General features: G+C 60.3%; 17 protein-coding genes and 1 tRNA gene. 2 read left to right on the top strand and 16 right to left on the bottom strand.

Going from position 1 to position 19,724, the window contains the following annotated elements; all coding sequences use genetic code 11:
- Positions 1 to 255: 255 nt before the first annotated feature.
- Positions 256 to 570, bottom strand: coding sequence for a hypothetical protein (locus tag IFO71_RS20065; RefSeq protein WP_192031469.1), 315 nt, complete (start codon positions 568 to 570; stop codon positions 256 to 258).
- Positions 571 to 838: 268 nt separating this feature from the next.
- On the opposite strand from IFO71_RS20065, the gene IFO71_RS20060 reads away from it, so the two are divergent.
- The gene (locus tag IFO71_RS20060; RefSeq protein ID WP_192031468.1) at positions 839 to 1,042 is read left to right on the top strand and encodes a hypothetical protein; all 204 of its coding nucleotides are present in this window, start codon (positions 839 to 841) and stop codon (positions 1,040 to 1,042) included.
- Positions 1,043 to 1,158: 116 nt separating this feature from the next.
- A tRNA-Asn gene (locus IFO71_RS20055) sits at positions 1,159 to 1,235 on the top strand.
- A 142-nt stretch (positions 1,236 to 1,377) separates the two neighbouring features.
- Here the strand turns inward: IFO71_RS20055 and IFO71_RS22365 are convergent.
- The 15 genes from IFO71_RS22365 to IFO71_RS19980 all read right to left on the bottom strand — a co-directional run bounded on the left by IFO71_RS22365 (position 1,378) and on the right by IFO71_RS19980 (position 19,145).
- Positions 1,378 to 1,818: a type IV pilin protein gene (locus tag IFO71_RS22365; RefSeq protein WP_192031467.1), complete on the bottom strand. Its 441-nt coding sequence runs from the start codon at positions 1,816 to 1,818 to the stop codon at positions 1,378 to 1,380.
- Positions 1,819 to 1,905: 87 nt separating this feature from the next.
- Positions 1,906 to 6,207 carry a pilus assembly protein gene (locus tag IFO71_RS20045; protein ID WP_192031466.1) on the bottom strand — a complete coding sequence of 1,434 codons (4,302 nt, stop codon included), beginning with the start codon at positions 6,205 to 6,207 and terminating at the stop codon, positions 1,906 to 1,908.
- A 45-nt stretch (positions 6,208 to 6,252) separates the two neighbouring features.
- Entirely contained in the window at positions 6,253 to 6,753 is a 501-nt protein-coding gene (locus IFO71_RS20040) for a pilus assembly PilX family protein (RefSeq protein WP_225444813.1), read from the bottom strand.
- 14 nt (positions 6,754 to 6,767) lie between these two features.
- Entirely contained in the window at positions 6,768 to 8,054 is a 1,287-nt protein-coding gene (locus IFO71_RS20035) for a PilW family protein (protein ID WP_192031464.1), read from the bottom strand.
- A 13-nt stretch (positions 8,055 to 8,067) separates the two neighbouring features.
- Complete coding sequence (pilV, locus tag IFO71_RS20030) at positions 8,068 to 8,631, bottom strand: type IV pilus modification protein PilV (protein ID WP_269749996.1); 564 nt, start codon at positions 8,629 to 8,631, stop codon at positions 8,068 to 8,070.
- 8 nt (positions 8,632 to 8,639) lie between these two features.
- Complete coding sequence (locus tag IFO71_RS20025) at positions 8,640 to 9,170, bottom strand: GspH/FimT family pseudopilin (protein ID WP_225444812.1); 531 nt, start codon at positions 9,168 to 9,170, stop codon at positions 8,640 to 8,642.
- A gap of 176 nt (positions 9,171 to 9,346) precedes the next feature.
- On the bottom strand, positions 9,347 to 10,759 hold the full coding sequence (ppnN, locus tag IFO71_RS20020) for a nucleotide 5'-monophosphate nucleosidase PpnN (RefSeq protein WP_192031462.1): 1,413 nt from the start codon (positions 10,757 to 10,759) through the stop codon (positions 9,347 to 9,349).
- A gap of 330 nt (positions 10,760 to 11,089) precedes the next feature.
- Positions 11,090 to 12,112, bottom strand: coding sequence for a cyclic nucleotide-binding domain-containing protein (locus IFO71_RS20015; RefSeq protein WP_192031461.1), 1,023 nt, complete (start codon positions 12,110 to 12,112; stop codon positions 11,090 to 11,092).
- A gap of 133 nt (positions 12,113 to 12,245) precedes the next feature.
- Entirely contained in the window at positions 12,246 to 12,476 is a 231-nt protein-coding gene (locus tag IFO71_RS20010) for a hypothetical protein (RefSeq protein ID WP_192031460.1), read from the bottom strand.
- Positions 12,477 to 12,700: 224 nt separating this feature from the next.
- A complete protein-coding gene (locus IFO71_RS20005) occupies positions 12,701 to 14,824 on the bottom strand; it encodes a peptidase domain-containing ABC transporter (RefSeq protein ID WP_192031459.1) in 2,124 nt (707 codons plus the stop codon).
- Positions 14,814 to 15,392, bottom strand: coding sequence for a DUF6932 family protein (locus IFO71_RS20000; protein ID WP_192031458.1), 579 nt, complete (start codon positions 15,390 to 15,392; stop codon positions 14,814 to 14,816). Before IFO71_RS20000 ends, IFO71_RS20005 begins: the two co-directional genes overlap by 11 nt.
- Positions 15,331 to 16,206, bottom strand: coding sequence for a Fic family protein (locus IFO71_RS19995; RefSeq protein WP_192031457.1), 876 nt, complete (start codon positions 16,204 to 16,206; stop codon positions 15,331 to 15,333). The genes IFO71_RS20000 and IFO71_RS19995 overlap by 62 nt, the downstream gene beginning before the upstream one ends.
- Positions 16,203 to 17,483: an HlyD family efflux transporter periplasmic adaptor subunit gene (locus tag IFO71_RS19990; RefSeq protein ID WP_192031456.1), complete on the bottom strand. Its 1,281-nt coding sequence runs from the start codon at positions 17,481 to 17,483 to the stop codon at positions 16,203 to 16,205. Before IFO71_RS19990 ends, IFO71_RS19995 begins: the two co-directional genes overlap by 4 nt.
- An 11-nt stretch (positions 17,484 to 17,494) precedes the next feature.
- Entirely contained in the window at positions 17,495 to 18,238 is a 744-nt protein-coding gene (locus IFO71_RS19985; protein ID WP_192031455.1) for a transglutaminase-like domain-containing protein, read from the bottom strand.
- Between the two features lie 595 nt (positions 18,239 to 18,833).
- Positions 18,834 to 19,145 carry a hypothetical protein gene (locus IFO71_RS19980; RefSeq protein ID WP_192031454.1) on the bottom strand — a complete coding sequence of 104 codons (312 nt, stop codon included), beginning with the start codon at positions 19,143 to 19,145 and terminating at the stop codon, positions 18,834 to 18,836.
- Positions 19,146 to 19,724: the final 579 nt, after the last annotated feature.

Here is a 19,724-nt window from a genome sequence, read left to right as displayed (position 1 = left end):
AGGGCCGTGCCAGCGCCGAAAGATCGCGAACACTCTGTTATCTCAACACCATCGGTCGAAACTCTCGCCCCGCTTGGAATTGCCGGATCTTTCGGCGCGACCTCATGAAATATCCGGGCTAAGTCTGTGGAATCCCGTCACCCCCGCGCAGGCGGGGGTCCAGCGCTCTTGTGACAAGGAATGGATCGGAGAGCGGAAGCACTCCTCCGCTGCCTTCTCAACATTCCGTTCCACCACTTGAAAAAGGGGCCCATATCAACGTCGCTGATCATCATGCTTCTGTCGTGCGATTCGACGACTCTGCTGATTTTGCTCCTGATGAATCCAGATGCGCTCGCGCGCGGTGACCACGCCGTCGGCGCGCGCCCGACGTTGCTTGGCGTCGACCAAACGCTGCCCGTGCCATAGCCGCACGGTCTCCCGGCGGGTCAATTCACCATTGGCCACGCCCTGGGCGACACGTGATTGCTGCCTGTGTTCGCGCTGTTCGCTGGCATGGGCCGAGGACTGTGCTGAGAAACTGGCGCTGATCAGGGTCAGGAACAGGACGCTCTGCAGGGCGATACTCATGTGGTTCTCCATCGTTGGGCGGTCAAGACACGCAGTCATGCGCGCTACCGTATGCAACGATCGAACCTCTGGCTCCGTTGACCGCACAGGTCGGAACCGGTTGCCAACGATTCAGGCGATCAACTCCAGATCGCCCAGCCGCTCCAGGAACCCCAGCCGGACCCCTGGCTAAGGATGGTCCGTCGGGGCACATCGAGCCAGATGGATACCGACATGCTGCCCGATAGGCGACAATGGAATTGTTCCCTACCTCATCGAGAGGAATAGCATGAACGACAAAGACATCAAGGCGCAGTTCACCCAGTTCTCCGACACCCTGCTGGTCGGCTTGCTGGCCATCGCGTTCGCGCTCGCCGACGGCTTCGCCCAGTTTCTTCTCGGCCTGGCCTTTCTCGCCACGTTTGCCGCACTGATCGTATCTGGTGGACGCAAGGCGCGCGAGGGCGACAAAGCGCCGCCTGAAGCGCCCTAACCAGGGCCACGGCCCCGATTCGCTCTGTCTCAGACACCCAGGCACCCGGGCCGGCAATTCGACCGCGGAACGCTTGACAAGCCAGGCCGTCGAAACCAGAATACGCGGCTCACCCCGCCCGAATAGCTCAGCCGGTTAGAGCACTTGACTGTTAATCAGGGGGTCCTTGGTTCGAGTCCAAGTTCGGGCGCCAAATTCAAGCAAAGGCCTGCAGCGATGCAGGCCTTTTGCGTTTCTGGCTTTCGGTCGGCTGAGGGCCCAAAGCAAGAACCCGCCAAACGGCGGGTTCTGCACACGAGGATGTCCTGCAGGACAACCGCTGAAGGACTACCCGACTACCAGCAGTCGTCTGCCTCGTAGCCCGGTTTCTGGTCCTGGATCTGTTTCCGCCCGGTCTGGTCAGTAATGAACGTACCGCAGGCATCGCCGTCCTGAGGCTGACCTGCCGTACGCGTGGCTGTCACGCTGAAGGCAGCGGGGCCATCGACGCAGACGATGGTGTAGAAATCGTTGCTATCCCGGCATGGGGAGTTGATGTAGGTGCTGTTCAGGGTAAAGAAGCGCTCCTTCGACTGCACTATTTCGGACAGGTTTACCGTCAGATCAGCGCGTCGAGTCTTGCGCACCTGCTCGTTGTAGGCAGGGATGGCGATAGCGGCCAGGATGCCGATGATAGTCACCACCACAGTCAGTTCAATCAGCGTGAAGCCGCTGTTACGCCCAGATACTTGGGCGGGTCGTCGCAGCACCCCCGCATTGATCGACTTGGTTGTCATAGCTCGCTCCTTACAGTGCATTGCGCTGTTTTACATGAAGCAGGACGAGAGAGAAAGCCAGCCCTCTCTCATCCTCAGCAATTCCAACTAGCGCAGCTGTCGCCAGGCCTGTCGTCCGCAGGGAATTCCCTGGAACGGTGTCAGTCCGGTGCTGAGCAGTACCGACATCTGTGCCGTGCATTGCCGTGCATTCAGTGTGGCGTTGAGCGGCAAGGTGCGATCACAACCTGGCGTGCCGGGCAGGCAATCGCGTTGATTGCCGGGGGTGGGGTCGCCCGGATTTGCCGGAGGCACACCGGCGAAGCCAGGGTCGACCACGATCGGCGGCTCTGGCGTCGGCGGGGCCGCTTGTCCGGTCGGATTCAGGTCGACGCCACCGCAAGCGGCACAACCGGGAACCGACAGGCTCTTCGCCCCGGTCACCGCGCTGAGGCCATAGAGGAAGTTCTTACCGCCCGGATTGCACTCACTGCCAATCGGCTGGAAGGTAGTGAAGATCACGCTGCCGCCGACCACACGCGGTACCCCGATCACGCGCTCGCTGCTACGGAACCCACCTACACCCGGCTGATAGATATCAAAATACCAGCCACGCTTGGCACCGGTTCCGGTATAAGGCACTGGATTTGAGCTGGTGGTACGGAACACTTCGAATATGCCGTCGTTGTTCAGGTCTACCGTCTCCGCGCCGGTGATTGATTGCCCGATCAGGGATCCTCGCCCGGTGAACCCAATCGCTTGATTGGCCTGCGGATCATCCCAGATGGCGTAGAAGCTCTGCACTTGCGGAATCGCCGCGATATTCTGATCACCCACGGCGAGATAACGACCGGTACCAAAGAACACCATGTTGCCGCGCAACGGATGACCAGCGATGTCGATGCCGCCGGTCACAAACTGCCGCTTGTCAGCACGTTCGGCGGTGTCCAATGCTTCCGGCGTGTACATCGGGTTGCCGCCGAAGGCGACGGCCCAATCGGCCGGATTCTGTGAACTGAGGTCCAGCTTCCAGAGCCTGCCATGGAAGTCGTTGACATACATGGTGTCGTCGTAGGGGGTCTGCTCCTCATCGAAGCTGCGGTCCTTGTCGCCATCACCGTTGACAATGGCCACATTGACTGCACCGTTGGGATCAGCCGCGCTACCGGCGGTACCCAGCGGAATCTTGCGGGCCAGCTTGCCGGTCTTCAGATTGACGATATAGACGTAGGCGCGGTGGTTGTCACTGTTCACACCGTTGCCGAAGGCCGCATACCACTTCCTGTCCTCACCCAGGAAGACGCGCGGGCGGTTGATGACAAAGCCCATATCCGGGTCCGCCGTACCGTTGTCACCGGTGGCGCTGCTGTATTCCCAGAGGAAGTTGTCTTCATTGAAGCCCACCACTGGATCGGTGACATCCAGGGCAATCACGGAGCGGCCACCGGTGCCCATGCCAGACACCAGCACGGTCTTCCATCCGCAAGCGGCCACGCCCTGAGCAGGTCCGATACAGGCATCGGCCAATCGCGGCGAACCATCCGCTGAAAACTGATGAGCGTAGTTGCGTCCCATCAATGCGCCGGTCTTGGACAAGACAGAGTTGGGCATGATGGCGAAGATTTCCTTGCCGGAATTGGTCTCATTGATGCTGGCATCGAAGCCATGCACCATGCCTGCGTTGGAACTGACGAAGATGGCTGGCTTACGCTTCAACTTGACCTCGCCGACGAAATTCGCATAAGTCCCCGGCGTGTCGGCGGCAACGAACTCACCAGCGAAGTTCACGCGGCCACCCTCATTGGTCGGCAACACCGACCAGCCTTCGGTACCGCGCCCCAGCACTTCCGGCTGCGAACCCAGGATGTCACCGATTGGACGGTGCTCGGTGGTGCCGTCGGCATTGCGCAGCAGACGCTGCCGGAACAGGCCAGGCGCATTACCCTCGCGCGCTGCGTCGCCGCGCACCCAGTTCACCACTTCGGCCATGGTGCGGCCATTGAACTCGCCACCGGAAGTGAATTGCGCGTCGGTCAAGCCCAGCAGAGCACGGCGCTGAGTGTCCGACGTACCTAGATTGGACAGGTTGAGCTCCTTCAGCTCGAAGGCGGTGTTGCCGCTATTGCGCTTGGTAATGTAAATCTCGCGGTCTGCAGGATCAGGGAGCTCGTCCACTGCGCTCCACACCACGCTGCCCAGCATGCCATCGGGCTGCAGGGTGTAGGCCTTCAGATCACCGGTCCAGGAATTGGGATCAAACTCCGGCACATAGGCGGTAAAGCCCACGGCTCGGCGCGCACCGGAAGCCGCTGTACCGGCGGAACGACGTGCTGAGTTGTTGATCGACTCGATGATCGCGTTCATCGCCTGGGTGATGCGATCGGGGCTGGTGGCGTTGATGTACTGGCCGCGGGAATTCAGGGTCGCGTGCCAGAGGTCATCCACCGAGGAGCGCGAGTCGTTGGCGAACCCCGGCCAGGACGGCGCATTGCCAGCGGTGTACACGTCTGGGGTGATTTCCAGGGTGTTGGGGTCCTGCAGGTAGTTCACGCCAAACTGCGCGCCGGTGGCACCGAGGGTGATGCCGTACAGATTCATATGCAGATTGCGATTGCAGTCAAGGCGCGGATTGGGTGTTGCGGCGGCACAGCCCGGCACCACCGGCACCAGACCCGCGGTCAGATCGGGGCGAATATTGGTGCGGTAGTAATGGGCGGCGATATCCGCAAGGGTGTTGCTGTTGTTGTCCTTCAGCGGATCGACGCCGAAGTAAGGCGTGGTGTTGTCGACATTGCCAAAGCTGGTCGGCCGATTCTGGTTGTGGTAGCCATCGGTAAACAGCATGCCGGCATTGAACTGACACACGCTTTGCACCGGCGGGCCGGAGATATTGGTGCCGCTGGTCTTGGTGAACTGGTCGGCCATGGCCGCCACGGCCCAGGCATTCGGCGTCGATCCGTTCGCCTCGAGCTTGATCATCTGGTTGTACAGGCGCTTGCGTCCGGCCACCGAGGTGCTGTCGGTGAAGTCAGCCATTTCATGCATCACAATATTGTTCTGCAATGTGGTGTTGTACTGACTGCTGTAGTTGGTGTCGTTGATCTGGAACTGACCGATGCGCATGAAGCGCACGTCGTTCAATGACCGCGTCAGCGCCGCCACCATCGCCAGGTTACGGCTGCGGTAGTAGGTGAAGAAGTTGGCGAAGTTGGTCATCGCCGCCTGATACTGCGCAAAGGTGGCGTAGTTGGTCGGCTTGATCTCGTAACGGTACAGGGTGCCGTTGCCGGGACTGGTGGTGCTGCGCGGGCCGCCCGGCTGATTGACGAAGGCGGTCGGTGCGATATTGCCGTCCGGCGAGGTCGGCGTGGTGAGGTAATAGGTCGGCGCGTAATACTTGAAAGCGATATTGCAGGCCGCGTTGACGGTGAGATCGGAAGTCAGCGTGGTCCACTCGCCCAAGGTGTTGAAGGTGGTGCCAAAGCCGCCGCACACGTTCTCGGCAAAGTAGGTCGTGCCAGCCGGAATGACCATGCCGGTAGCGACTTCAAACGCCTGGCTGTTGCTGTCGATCTCCGGATTGGTCACATCGCGCTTTCGCACCCGCACCGTGGTGCAGCTACCGGTCAGCACATAGGTGGAACTGAGGGTGGTGTAGCCGCCACCACTGCGCGGGAACACCAGGTTACCCAAATTGGTGCTACAGGTCTGGTTGCTGTCCGTCTGGTTGCGAATCTGCCAGTTCGGTCGCAGCACATCGCCGGTATTCAGCGAGGTATCGATCTGAAACACGTCGTTATCCAGGCCGTCGTCGATCCGATCGTAGATATCCGTGGTCAGATCGAAGCGCAGGTTGGCATCCAATGCCGGCGCTGTCGGCGCAAACGAGGTGTCGGCGCGCGCATCCACCTTCATGTTGGACCATTTGGCCGCGGAGTCCATGCTGTCCCAGTCGCTGCCGTCAAAATTTTTCCATGGCTCGTAGCGCACCGCCGGGTTGTAATACCCAGCATTGAACTCAGGTGAGCGAGCAAAGCCAAACGCAGGGATGGGCGGTATCGGGCGACGATGAGTAAAGCGATTTGCGTAGGGAAACAGCTCCAACCAGTTATCAGAGGCCGAATTGTTATTCGACGTTGAACGTAGGGTTCCATCGTTGCGGAAGAACCCCCACTCCGAGCCACTGGTATCACGACCCCAGACCAGCTCGCCATCCTGATTCGGACTAAGGACTTCCCAGTTCATCGAACCGGAGTCATCAATCGCCATAATGAAGGCGGGCTTGATCGTGGTGCCGAGGTACAGCGGCTTGTCGGCCAGATTCAGCGCCGCCTGTGCCGGCGAGGCAAGACCCGCCGCCAGCGTCGCGATCGACACGAACAACACCGATTGAACATATGACTTGCGCATCAGAACCTCACTTGCAGCTGGGCTGCGCGTCGCTGGTTATGGCGATCAGGGGACGAAATAGGATTGAACTGTGGCGTCGGAGCCCTGAACAGTCGGGTTATCCGGGCCATGCGAGCTGATGCGGAAGAGCAGGCAATTAATACCGCCTTGAGTCACCTCGCTGCCCTGCCTGGATCCGCCCAGATTGATGCCCTCATCGTTTGCAAGCCGGGGGTGGTTCAGATTCTCAATCACGGTGGCGAACGTCCCCGTTGCCAAACACTCTAGCGTTGTCGCCCCCGGAAGGCAGCCCGGGCCCGGAATTACCAGCTTCTTTGGTGGCGAAGTACAGACGACATCCGGATTGGCGCCAAGCAGAAGTCGCTCGCTGTCACGTAGCTGGTCTTCCGCGTTCTGAAAGGCACGCATATCCATCAGATAGGTGCCGGCCATGCGTTCTTGCAAGGCAGTCACCCGCGAAGCGGCGAGACCGAGCACGCTGAGTATGATCAGCAGCATCATGGCGATAAACAGCGCGGCGCCACGTTGATATTTGGACCTGGACATGAAGGTCTCCCAGCCTAATTGCGATTGCGATTGCGAATATTGATGGTGGCGTCGTAGACGTGTCTCAGCCGGCCGTCCAACGGCGGCGAAACGATCACGTCACCGACGACGCGAGTCGGTTGAATTGGGTCAACAACACCCGGGATCCGATCTGGGCTACGCACCAGCAAGGAGATGCGCACTGACTTGATGGAACGCTGCAAATTGAAGAAGGCCTGCGTGTTGGGGGGCGTCGCACCGAACAGCTGAGAGGCGGAGACGAATTGATCCACCACGTCATCGACCGGAAACGGTTGGTTATCCACGCCCAGCAGGATCTGCATCATCTCGACGCCGGGCACCAATTCCTCGGCATCCGAGAAATCATCGCCTTCGGCGGCGACTCCCGGGTTTTGCCTGATGCGGCGCCGATACAGCGAGGGCGGACCCTCCAGGGTGCGACCAACGTAATAGAGGAAGAACTGGTATTCGTGTACCGCCACGCCGCCGCCGTAAATGATCTCATTGTCATACGTCCACGGCTCGCGATTGAGATTGGAACCATCCGCCACCGCAGCCGCCGGCGAACTGGTACTGCTGATCTGAAATAGAGAGGTCTGCGAACAGTTGGTAACGCCAAAGATGCGCCAGGGCGGAAAATCCGCAATATCGGTGCCGCTGAGGATGCCACTGATCTGGATTCCGTCGGCTCCTGGCACCGGATTCGAGGTCGCCGAAAGCGAGCGTAGCACCAGGATATCGCTGCCCGGCACCGGATCACCAACATCGCCGTTCAGCAAACCGTTGGTTCCCAGATTGTTCGCAGTGGCCGTAAGCACCGTCGGCAGCACGGGTTGAAAATCATTGGCATTGCCAATACCGCCCGGCGAGGCCGGCAGAGTGATGCCGTACGTATTCCCAGGTGAAGTGCCGCCCGACTGCACATAGTCATAGACCTCAATCGGTCGGTGCAGCTGCAGGGTGTAGGGTGCGGTGTCGTGCTCCGCCAGACTGTTCCGCGGGGCGATGCCGAAATCGGCTGTGTGATTCCACAGGCCGCGATCCACCGCGTCGACCAGGCGGAACTCGTTGAAGCAGCCCAAGTAGCCGGCCATGCGAACATCGTGGCGCATGAAATCCATAGCGAAGCGCGCGTTCTCCTGCACCCGCGACAATCCTTCTGAGGCGCCGAATGAGGAGCGTACCCCGCTGAACACCTGGGTCAGGCCCAGCACAAGAATCGTTCCCAGCGTCAGGGCGATCAGCAGTTCGATCAGCGAAACGCCGTGTTGTTTGCGAGCGGTGAGTGTCGTGATTTTCATGGTCACAGGCACCTCAGAGCGAACTTACAACAGTGATGACGGTGTCCGGGCCCGGCGTCGCGTTGTTGCAATCCGCCGCATTCTCCGAGGTACGGTCGTCCACCCAGCACACATTTACCGTCACTTGGTAGGTGAAGTATTCGGAGTTGTTGAATACGAAATTCTGCGGCACGACCTGGACCTGCCCCTGCCCCTGCGGCAGGGTGTAGCAAAGCTCCTGAGTCCACCGCGCCATGTCATGCTGGTGGACGAAGCCGGTATTGGGGTAGGTGTTCGGGGTCTCCTCAAGCAAACCGTCGCCATCAGGCACACAGATCACATTCGGATTGGAGTAGCCGCCGACGTACTGCATGGCATTCGGGTAATTCGCCCGCATCGAATCGATGATGTCGTAGGCCAGATTGGTGGCCTGGGTGCGCTGATTGGCGCTGTAAGCGTTGCGCATCGAGGTAGCCATCAAGGCCGCCATACCGAGCAGCCCCATCGACAACACCAGGATGGCGACCATGATCTCGATCATCGAGAAGCCCCGGACTGGCCCTCCTCGGCGCACATCAGCTTTTCGATTGGTACTCATCACGCCCCTCAGCACTCTTGAACTCGGTTGTTGGTCGAACCGGTTGCCAATATCTGCACCTGTCGCACCCAGGGTTTCTCCAATGTGCAGTCGGTCGGTTTCACTTCAACGATTACGTTGCCGCCGGCCGGCACGACACGAAACCCACGCCGATCGAAGCGAATCAACATCGTTGCACCTTCGTACACTTCGGTGTCTTCGATGCCGCCGACCTGGATGATGTCCTCGCCCGCATCGACGTCGCCGTCCTCATTGATGTCATCAAAAACCAGCCAATCGCGCCCCCAGGCGGCCTGACAATTGGTCTGGTTGGCGTCAGCGGCGCAAAACACCATGGAGCGGTTGCGGCGAATTGCCTCGGCGCGCGCCATGGTCAACGCCGCCATCAGCTCGTTGCTCTGACTGGCCAGACGGTTGCGCACGATCGCCTCGCGAAAGCTCGGGTACACCATGGCAGACATGATGCCGATGAGGGTGATGACAACCATCAACTCCACCAAGGTGAAGCCCCGCTGTCGATTTGTTCGATGAGCCGCCATGAGCGCCCGACCTCTGCCTTCTGTTCAGGACAAAAGATTAACGGGACTGGGGACAAATACCAGCGACAACCGATGGCCGGGGCGGGCCGACGGACCAGCGTTGACAACTGCAGACAAAACGTGACGACGATCGCGGCCCAGGCGGCTCAGCGGCCTGGGCGCTCGTCACAGTTCACTCACGCGGCTGGCGCAGCCACGGGCAGGTCAGCCCCGGCCACCACCCGGTAGCAGGGCTTGTACTCGCCGGACATCTTCATGCGGCCCTGCGCCACGAAAGCCTGCAGCAGGGCGTCGAGGGCGCGCATGATTTCCGGTTCGCCATCGATCTTGAACGGGCCGAACTGTTCGATGGCGCGCATGCCCTCCTCCTTCACATTGCCGGCGACGATGCCGGAGAAGGCGCGGCGCAGATCGGCGGCGAGTTCATGCACCGGCACATCGCGACGCAGGTGCAGGGCGGCCATGTTTTCGTGGTTGGGCACGAACGGCTGCTGGAAGGCGAAGGGAATCTCCACCGCCCAGTTGAAGAAGAAGGCATCCTTGCTGTCGAGGCGATGGCGCCGCACCAGCTCGACGCCATCCACCATTGCCTTGGCGACACTGACCGGATCATCGACGATGATCTTGTAGCGCTTGGCCACCTCGTCGCCCAACGCCAGACGCAGGAAATGATCGATCTGCTCGAAATAGGCCGCCGATTCCTTCGGCCCGGTCAGCACGAAGGGGAACGGCAGGTCGGCATTCTTCGGGTGCAGCAGGATGCCCAGCAGGTAGAGAATTTCTTCTGCGGTGCCGACGCCGCCAGGGAACACGATGATACCGTGGCCGGCGCGCACGAAAGCCTCGAGGCGCTTTTCGATATCCGGCATGATGACCAGGTTATTAACAATCGGGTTCGGCGACTCGGCGGCAATGATGCCGGGCTCGGTGATGCCGATATAGCGCGACTCGAACAGACGCTGCTTGGCATGGGCAATGGTGGCGCCCTTCATCGGCCCCTTCATCGCACCCGGCCCGCAGCCAGTGCAGATATCGAGCCCGCGCAGGCCAAGCTGGTAGCCGACCAGCTTGGTGTATTCGTACTCGTGACGCTTGATGGAATGACCGCCCCAGCAGACCACCAGGTTCGGCTCCTGCCCGGCGCGCAGCACCCGCGCGTTGCGCAGAATCTCGAACACGGCATTGGTGATGCCTTCCGAACTGTTGAGATCAAACGCCGCTGCGTCCTCGATCTCGCTCGACACATAGACGATGTCGCGCACCACGGACACCAACAGTTCCGCCACGCCGCGAATCAGCCTGCCGTCGACGAAGGCGGTGGCCGGCGCATCGGTGAGTTCAAGCTTGATGCCGCGGTCCTGCTGATGGACTTCGATATCGAAGGTCGGATAGCGCTCCAGCGCGGCGCGCGGATCATCCGACTCGCTGCCGGTGGTCAATACCGCCAGCGCGCAGCGGCGCAACAGTTCGTGCAGGCCGCCGGCACTGGCATCGCGCAATCGCGACACTTCGCCGCGTGACAGCACATCCAGCCCGCCTTGCGGCGAAATCTTGGTCGAAACGACCGGTGTAAGTGTTTTTGCATCCATGACTCACCTGAAACGTCGACGGCCCGAGCACGGCTCAGGCCAAAACAATCGAAGAGGGCATCGTCGAAATCACCCGCCGCGGATGAATCCATTCGTCCTGGGGCACCTTGCCCTCCGACGTCGATAGCGCATTCCTGGCTGCGGCGTGCTGATTCTTGTCCAGCCTGCAAGGCTCAGCATGAGCAGCCTCGTCAACCCGTTCAACGCCTCGCCTGGACGGTAACCGCTCGTCACGTTGCCGTCAGCCAGCACGTTGATATACGAGGATTCGAGCGGCAACGCAAGAGTCAGGCGGTGGTCGGTGGCCGCCGACCGTTCAGCTGCAACCGACTACCCGCGCTCGACCAGCAGCGCGCTGGGTACGCCACCTTCCAGCCATCGGGCATTGAAGCCGCGCTCGCGCAGCAGGAAGGTGGCCGCAGCGCTGCGCCCGCCGCCATCGCAGTACACCACTGCCGGGCGACCGGGATCCATGGCCAGACAGCTGGCGCGAATATCGCGCAGGGGCAGATTGATCGCGCCCTTCAAGTGCCCGTGAGCAAACTCCTCCGGGGTGCGAGCATCGACCCGCTGCACATCCGATTCGAGATCATCCATGGTCGCCGTCTGCACCAGGGGCTCGCGCAGAAAGCGTTGAAACTCGCGCCCGCACAGGCGCATCAAACGACAGTCGGTCAGCGCCTCGACCGAGGCGTTACGCCCCAGGCCGGAGATCAAAGCCTCTTCGCCAAACCCGCGCCCCGGCCCAATGCGGTCGATCTGCTCGGCGGCCTGCCCCTCGCTCCGCTTGCGGGTAATTCGGCACTCGCCCTCGACCAGCACGTAGTAGTCATCCCCCGGCGCGCCCTGCCGGATGATGGTTTCGCCGGCAGCAAACTGCACCTGCTCCACCGCTGCGATCACCCGCACGATATTGGCCGGTGGAACCTGTTGCAGCGGCGATGCACGCAGCATCACTGACAGCCAATCGGTGGCGCTGTCCTCCTGCATGTCACGCACTTCGATCTCGCCGGCCTGGGTCCAGGTAAGGGCGCGGTCAAGCTGCTCCCGGTCAACGAATAGCAGTTCAACCTCAGACAGGGCTTGCGCGGACGCGGCATGTCGCGGACCGCTGGACAGCGAAAAGCGGGCGCGATCGGTGCCGGCCTCGACCAGAACCGCCCCGCTCGGGGTATCGATCTCGACCCTGCCTTGAGTGAGAAAGAGCACATGAGGCGACACGCCTCCGGCGCGAAACAGCTGTTCGCCACGCTGATAGCTGCGCAGAACCGAATGGCGAGCCAGGGTCGTACGCTCGCTCGCGCCAAGCTGGTTAGTCGGCACGAACCGCCGAAAGATGCCGGCATCCAACATGCAACCTCACTCCACCACCGATGCCCTTAGCTGTGGCGAAGTATGCCGCATTTGGCCGCCGACCGGCTAGGCGCAAGGGTGACGCGCCGACTTTGAACAACCAGATGCAGCAGCACAACCAGCACACCCCCACCTACAGCGAGGGCAACATGCATTCAAGATAGTCTTTGCCGATCTCCCGTGCCACGGCAACTGCCTCGATACGGAGGGGAAACGCGGATGCCACCTCTTGCTCACACAATGGCCTCGACTCGGCCAGCTGGGCCAAGCACTCCTCCTGACTCTGCCCTCCCGGGGCTTGACCGCGCTGACACAGACCCTCGAACTGCAGGTGGAAGTAAGACAACACTTCGCTGCGGCTCATCGGTTCTTGCTCAAGCGCAGCAAATGGGCCACGGTCATTTCCTGCGGCTGCGGTCAGGCTATCGGACCTATGCCAGAGCAAGCCGAGCGCAACCAGCACTAGCATGGCCAAGCCAAACCACCTCAACATATCCTTTCGCTTTCTGTTCACGTCAATCTCTCCTCAAGTGAATCAGGCTGAAGCCTGTCCCGAATGCGCAGCAGACAGGGCACATCAGCGGCAGATCACGCAGCGATCGGCGGCTCGCCCATCAATGCCGACAAGGCACTGGCGTCGGCGATCAGCAAGCGGCGATCGGCGAGAATCAGGGTGCGATCGGCCATCCGCATGGTCTCCGGCCTATGGCTGACCACAATCCTCGTAACATTCAGATCCCTCAAGTGCCGATGCACAGCGCGTTCTCGTGACAGGTCAAGGTTAGAAGTCGCCTCGTCCAACACCAGAATCTTCGGCTGCCGGTACAACGCCCTGGCCAGGAACAAGCGCTGTCGCTGGCCTCCGGACAAGCTTGAGCCCATATCGCCCATGATCGTTTGCAGGCGCATGGGAAACTTGCGCACATCGTCGGCAATGGCCGCCAACTCCAAGCAGTGCCAGACCCGTTCGATATCGGCCTTTTCCTCGAAGAAGCTCACGTTGTCGAGAATGGAGCCTGCCAGCAGCTCGTCGTCCTGCATGACAACGCCCATTCGTCGACGCACACCTGCCGGCCCCAGGGCCTTCGCAGAGATACCTCCGAATCGAACATCTCCTACCGTGGGCGGATAGAGGCCGGTCAGCACTTTGAGCAAGGTTGACTTTCCACTACCCGAAGGCCCGGTAATGGCGACAAACTCGCCCTCCTCGACCTGCAGCGACAAGTCGCGCAACACGAAAGGCTCGTATTGTCCGTAACGAAAGGCGACAGCATCGAGCTCGATGGCGCCTCCCCCCGACTGCGCCAAAGGGGCAGGCGCATCGATGCCATCCTCGCGCGATTGCAAGGCGATATCGGCAAGCCGGTCCGAATGCAGATCAAGCATCCGCCAAGCGACCAATTGGTCGATCAGGTTGGAGACGCGGGCACTGAACTGCTGACGGTAGGCGACGAAAGCATAGAACATGCCCACACTCAGACTGGCTTCAATAACTGATCCGATCCCGACATAGACCAGAACAATCCATGACAAGGAATCGATGGCCGTTTGCACCGAGCGCACGCCAATCTGGAAGTGTGCGCTGTTCTGGCTGGCGCCGACGGTTTCGGCAAATTTGTTCGCCCAATCGCGCTCTCTGTCTCCCTCGCCACACATCAACTTGATGGTTTGCATGGCGCGCAAGGTTTCAATCCGCTTGCCCTTCTCGGCGATGGATGTCTGCAAGACCTTGGCGCCAAGCTGGATGCCCTTGGGCACGGTTCCGATCTTCAGCACGGCGACCAACAAGGTGGAAACGATCACAATCAAGGCGAGCGACGGTGAGTAGACCAACATCGCGGTCAACACACCGATACTGAGCACGCCGTCCAACAAGGCCGCCACAAGACCATTGGCAAACAACAATCGCACCGGATCCAGGGAATCGAACCGGGTCAGCGCATCGGCCAGACGCCGGCGCTGAAACCAGGCCAGCGGCAATCTCAGCATGTGATGAAACAAGCGCGACGTCATATCCCAGTTCATCAACGCGGAGACACGTTGCAGAGCTATCCCGCGCAGCAATTCTGCGCTCGCATTGAACACGGCGAACAGGGCAAATCCAATCGCCAAGGTCATCAGCAATTCTCGATCGCCCTTCATCGCCGACTCATCGACAGCGAGTTGCAGAAGAAACGGGCTGCCGATCACGTAGGCCTGGAGAAACAGCGAGAGTAGCAAGGCCTGCAGAATTCCCAACCCGACCCCGTTCTTCAGGCTTACAAGCGAGAGCAGGTTAAGGGCTGACTTTTTCTTGCGCGGCTGAAATCCCGGTGCGGCGGTTACTTCCAGGGCAATGCCGGTAAACGCTTCGTTCAACTCGGCCGCAGAGACCTCTCGTTCGCCCAAGGCCGGATCGATCAGGCGGTATTTGCCCTTCCGCGTAACCCCGGTCAGCACAACAAAGTGGTTGAACTTCCAGTGCAAGATGGCCGGCAGCCTCACCTCTGCCAGCTCCTGCACTTCACATTTCACAGCGCGCGTGGTCAGATCCTGAGCAGCTGCAATGTCGCTGACTTCTCGCAGCGTGAGACCGCGGCTCGAGACGGAAAACCGCTGCCGCATCGACACGAGATCGGCGTCCGATCCCAGCATCTCCATACACGCAGCCACACAGACCAGGCCGCACTCGGCAGCCTCTGACTGCATCCGCCATTTGAACTTACTCGTCACCGTGAGAGCCTTCTGGATTGGTCGGCCGCAGATCAAGCAGCAGGCTGCCCGTCGCGGGACGGCGCTGATCGCGTGTGGCGCCGTACAGAGTGGAAAAGAACGAACAGGCTTTCAGTGCAAGCAAGGGATCTCTCTGCAATGAGATCAGCCTGAGGTCAATGCGCTTGCGCGAGAACGCCTCCCAAAGACGATGCAACGCTTCAACTGCTTCGTCGTTCGTGTGCCCGTTGTAAAACAGCACACAGTCAAGATCCTTTGGCGCCGGATTGTCAGAACGCAGGAAGCTGCCACCAATCAAGGCGGCCACCGGCTCGAGGTTCGCTGCTTTGAGCCGCTCCACGAGTCGCGCCAAATCTCCCAACATGGCGCTTCGCTGTGGGGTACCACCAAAGAGATGTTCGAAGTGCTCGACCGTCGTCATGTACGGCGTTGCGTTCAACGCATTGCACTTGGCAATCGGATAGGGAAAGGGCGGCAACCCCAACGACAGAGCCAGATGAAGGGGATCAGCGTTCATTGCCATGCCAGGCCCAAAGAAGTCGACGATCGTCGCGTCCAGCGAGACCAACGATCAAGTTGCAAAAATATTGAATCAGCGAGTTCCAATCACCGAAGATTTCTGCTTCCCGCAGTCTCACTTCGTAGCCCCCGCGCGAATGGGATTGCGCTTCAAATATCGGCACATAGCAGTGCGCGGCTAGTCCGGCGCGGCGCAGCACAGCGTTGAACACCATTCGGGCCAAACGCCCATTGCCATCTTCGAACGCATGCGCATTGAGGATGCCGACGTGAACTACGGTAGCCTGCAACAGACCAGGCATGCTGTTTCGATCTACCAGCATTTGACAGATCGACTGCAACGACGAGCAGGCGCACTGGGCGGAAGGCATCTCAACTTCACGTTGCTGCAACGAGCGCAGAAACATGCGGCCCGATCTGATCGTGGCCGGCGCACCGACTACGTCCGACAACATTCCCAACAACACGTTCCACATGGCGCGCCAGTCGCCGCAATCAACAGCGAAATCGAAGGCGCTCTGCCAAGCAGCCAGAGCACGAAATTCGCAGGGTGAGCGCAGACCCAACGATCTCGCCTCGGCCTGCAATGGTCGATGAAGGAACACTGACAACGGATGCATCAGACTCAGCGGAAGCAAACCGGGAAAGCGTTCGGAGCCACTCACCGAGCGCCCGGCAACGAGCAACATCGCCTGCTCAAGTCGCATCGGCTGATAGGCCAAAGCGGCCGCCGCGGCGAGCATTCTCTGTCTCGACAGCAGCGACAGATCCTGGTCCAGGCCGAGCTGAATGGGCAGCCGCGATGGAACCTTGCCTGTATCGTCGGCGCTGACGACACCGCGAGCGTCGGACACCAGACTCATAGTTGGTTCTTCTTCGAAGCGGCGCGCAGCGGATCAATCAGCCACTGCAGCAGCGACCGTCGCTCCAACACCAAGGCCGCCTGCAATCGCATGCCAGAGGACAAAGGCCACTCGTCGCCATAGGCGCCGATGGCCTGGTCTTGAATGCTCGCGATAACGCGGTACATCGGCTCATCAGTTTGCAGCTCTTTGACCAGATCCGGGGCAAGCACAGCGGCCTGCGAAACCGAAACAATGCTGCCGGTCCCGAGACCAAATCGCTCAATCGGAAACGCGTCGTACATATAGCGCACTTCCTGGCCGGATTGCAGAAAGCCAACGGCGCGCGACGGAACCCATAGTTCAGCCTGCAATCGTTGGTCGGAAGGCACGATGATCGCGAGCGCTGAGGCAGGCTCGACTGGCATTCCCAGCCGCGCCACGATTGATGTCGCCCGACCCGCGATCGGGGCGGTAAGCAATAGCCGGCTCGAGCCTGACAGGCTGGCCTGCTTCTCTGCCAATGTGCCCTGCTCTACTTCCAGTCGCGCGCGCAGCGAAGTGCGTTCACTGCGCAAGACCTTGACGCTGGCTTCAGCCTCGCTCTGAAGGCGATGCGTCGTACTCAGTTCGCGCTGCAGGGCCACCCTGGATTGCTTGGCGGCGAGCAACTCAGCCTCATAGGTCCGGACCTGAATGGCCGGAATGTGCCCTTTCGATACCAGTGGCTCCACATCCACCAGTGTCCTTTCGGCCAGAAGGACACGTGCGACCTGCAACTGCAGCTGCTCGTTCAGTTGCACTAGCTGTTCCTGATGAGAGCGGCTGGTCGCCAGCAGGGATCGCTCCTGCAAGAGGTTGGATTCGATCTGCGCATCAAGGTCGCGAATGCGCGCCTCGGCCTGCTGAATCACCGCAGATTCGATGGCCTCCCCCTGGCGCTCACCGGAATCAAGGACCGGGTCGAGTGCAATCGCCATCAACGGTTGACCGGCAACGACCTCCTGCCCCTCACGCACCAGAATTTCAGCCACGGTGCCCGGGCGCGGCGAAACGATGCGCGGAGCGCCCGATCCGTACTGGATTGAACCCACCACGATTTCCTTGCGCGGGTAGCTTGCGGTGGCCAGGAACACCCCAGCCACTATCAGTGTCAGCAACAACAACAGACTCAGCAGCCAACCTGCCACGCCGACCGGTTTGACCGGTGAACCGAATCGGCTCGACGCGGCTGCCACTGCTTCTTGGCGAAACAGTTGATCGACGGCTGTTTCCGCTGCGCTCTCTTGGATTGGCATGTGCTGGGTACTCAATGGCCTGCCGGGCGCACAACCCCGTCCGTCGCCGCGCCACGGCGAATGGCTCGGATGGCTGCCGAACGTGTATGCACCGCGAATGGATAGTCTGATCTGCCTGCGGTTGGCAGAGGAGACCTTGCCGCAAGGGTTGGATCAATGTACTTGTTAAGTTCGGGTAGATAGAGAATGACGTGATTCACTTGGTGCGTTGGCAGTCTGGACTTGGGCACATCATTCAGCCGGGTATCCAACAGAACCGTTTCCGAAGCGATGCCGTGCCGCTGCAGAACCGCGGCTAGCAGCAGGCTGAGATCGTCACAATCACCGCGCCTAGTGGCCAAAACGTGCTCGAGCGGCATTGGCGCAGTGGAACCTTCAAACACACGCTGTGTCGGCTGGTAGTCAAACTCTCGGCGTAGCCAGGTCCAATAGTGCTGAAGCACAGCCTTGGGGTCGTCGAGCTGGACCGCGGGGATCGACTTCAATGCCTCGGATGCGGATTGCATGAATCGGTCCTGGCGATGACTCCATTGTTTGGCCACCTCTGCCCAGGAGGACACGGTACTGACGGCCAGGAATCCGTGCTTTCGAGGCCCGGACTGCAATCGTCCCGCCGCCTGCTCGATCCAGTCGCCTTCCCAATGCAAGGACAGGCCGGGCGAAAAGCTCACCTCGGCGGTGAAGCGCGGCGCCCCCGGACCACTTGGCAGATCGATGTATCGGCCGCGGCTGCTGCCTACCAATCCCGACAGCATCTTTCTCTCGATCGACAGCACCAGCACGTCATTCCATGCGAAATCGAAAGAAAGGGATGCCGCACGCCCACACGCTTCGCTCCGCTCCTGTTGCAAACATCGATTGAAGGTATCCAACGTTTGCGAGTCGGCATGCTTCGATTGCTCATCGCGAAACAGTGTGGCCACACCAAGCCTATCGACTGAAAAGTCGGAGTCGCTTCGTGCCACCCTGGTCTGAAGAAACGGATCGTTGCTTCCCAGCGGCCCAATGCGCACTGCAAGAGTGGAGATCAGTCGTAGCTCGCCCTCGTGGCCGAACACGATGTGCTCGTGAACGCAAGGCGCGCAAGTCCCGCTCAGTACTTCACCACTCATGGTTTGCGCATTGATGTGTGCGGCCTGAAGTTCGCACGATGCCATCAAGGCAAGCAGTACTATCCGATGGACCATTGGACATGCCGTGGTTGACGCTGACACGTCGGGCCTGGGCAATGGGTCCAGGGTTGGCATGTCAGCACATGGGTGGGTGGTGAGGGTTCGAAGCCTGAGGCGAGGTCGCCATCACTGGCGACAATCGATGGCTGGGAAAATCCCAGCCATCGATTTCACTTCATCAGCCGCCCGGAGGAGGACCGCACTCCGAACCGTCGCCGCCATTGCTCATCGAGTCGATGACGCAATCACGCCAATCGTTATAGGCTTGAATGTCACAGCCAGTTCGTTCGGCTGCATTAATGGTATCGAGGAACCCCTCGATGTACTGGCCCAACCAGCCGCCAGCCATGGTGGCAATGGCCGACAGACCGCTGCGCAGCGCATCCCAGGCTCCGGCCATGTTGCCATTGCCGTTGCCGCATTCGCTGTCGGACGCCAAGAACGTCCCGCCGGCCACGAGCTCAAGCTCTCTTAGGCTAAGTTCACGCATTTCAACGTTTCCTTGATATTGATTGAAGTAATCACCGGACCCGCACACCAACGAAGAACGTGGCACGTACCGCGCCCTGATTGGCCGTGACAGGCCCTGGTGGCAATTGCGCAAAGTTCAAATGAACTCTGCGGTGCTTGGGTACGATTCGAACGGATTACTTAGCTGACAGAAACGCTGCCTGCTTAGCCTTCAAGCTCTTCACAACTTGCGCACATAGGACTACTCGCAATTCGTTGTCCAGATCGATCAGCGAAGCTCACTGCGCCGGGTGAAGTTCGAGAGCCCCTATCCGGCGATAGTGGACTCGCAGACTTGGGACTGGAAACGACGCTCAAACTTCTAGTCGCCGGCAATGATTTCGAACGCGGACATTGTCGGTGCGCTGGATCGACAGCGCGTGGCGCGACCCTGACCGGCGGCAAGGCTCGGCGCGGCTTTAGCCCGCATATTTCGTGAGGTCGCGCCGAAAGATCCGGCAATTCCAAGCGGGGCGAGAGTTTCGACCGATGGTGTTGAGATAGCAGAGTGTTCGCGATCTTTCGGCGCTGGCACGGCCCTCATTCGGCCGCTGCGCGG

It is taken from the genome of Pseudomarimonas arenosa (assembly GCF_014841215.1).
Classification (GTDB): Bacteria; Pseudomonadota; Gammaproteobacteria; order Xanthomonadales; family Xanthomonadaceae; genus Pseudomarimonas; species Pseudomarimonas arenosa.
The sequence above is the reverse complement of the archived record's forward strand: the minus strand, read 5'-3'. Positions and strand labels throughout refer to the sequence as shown.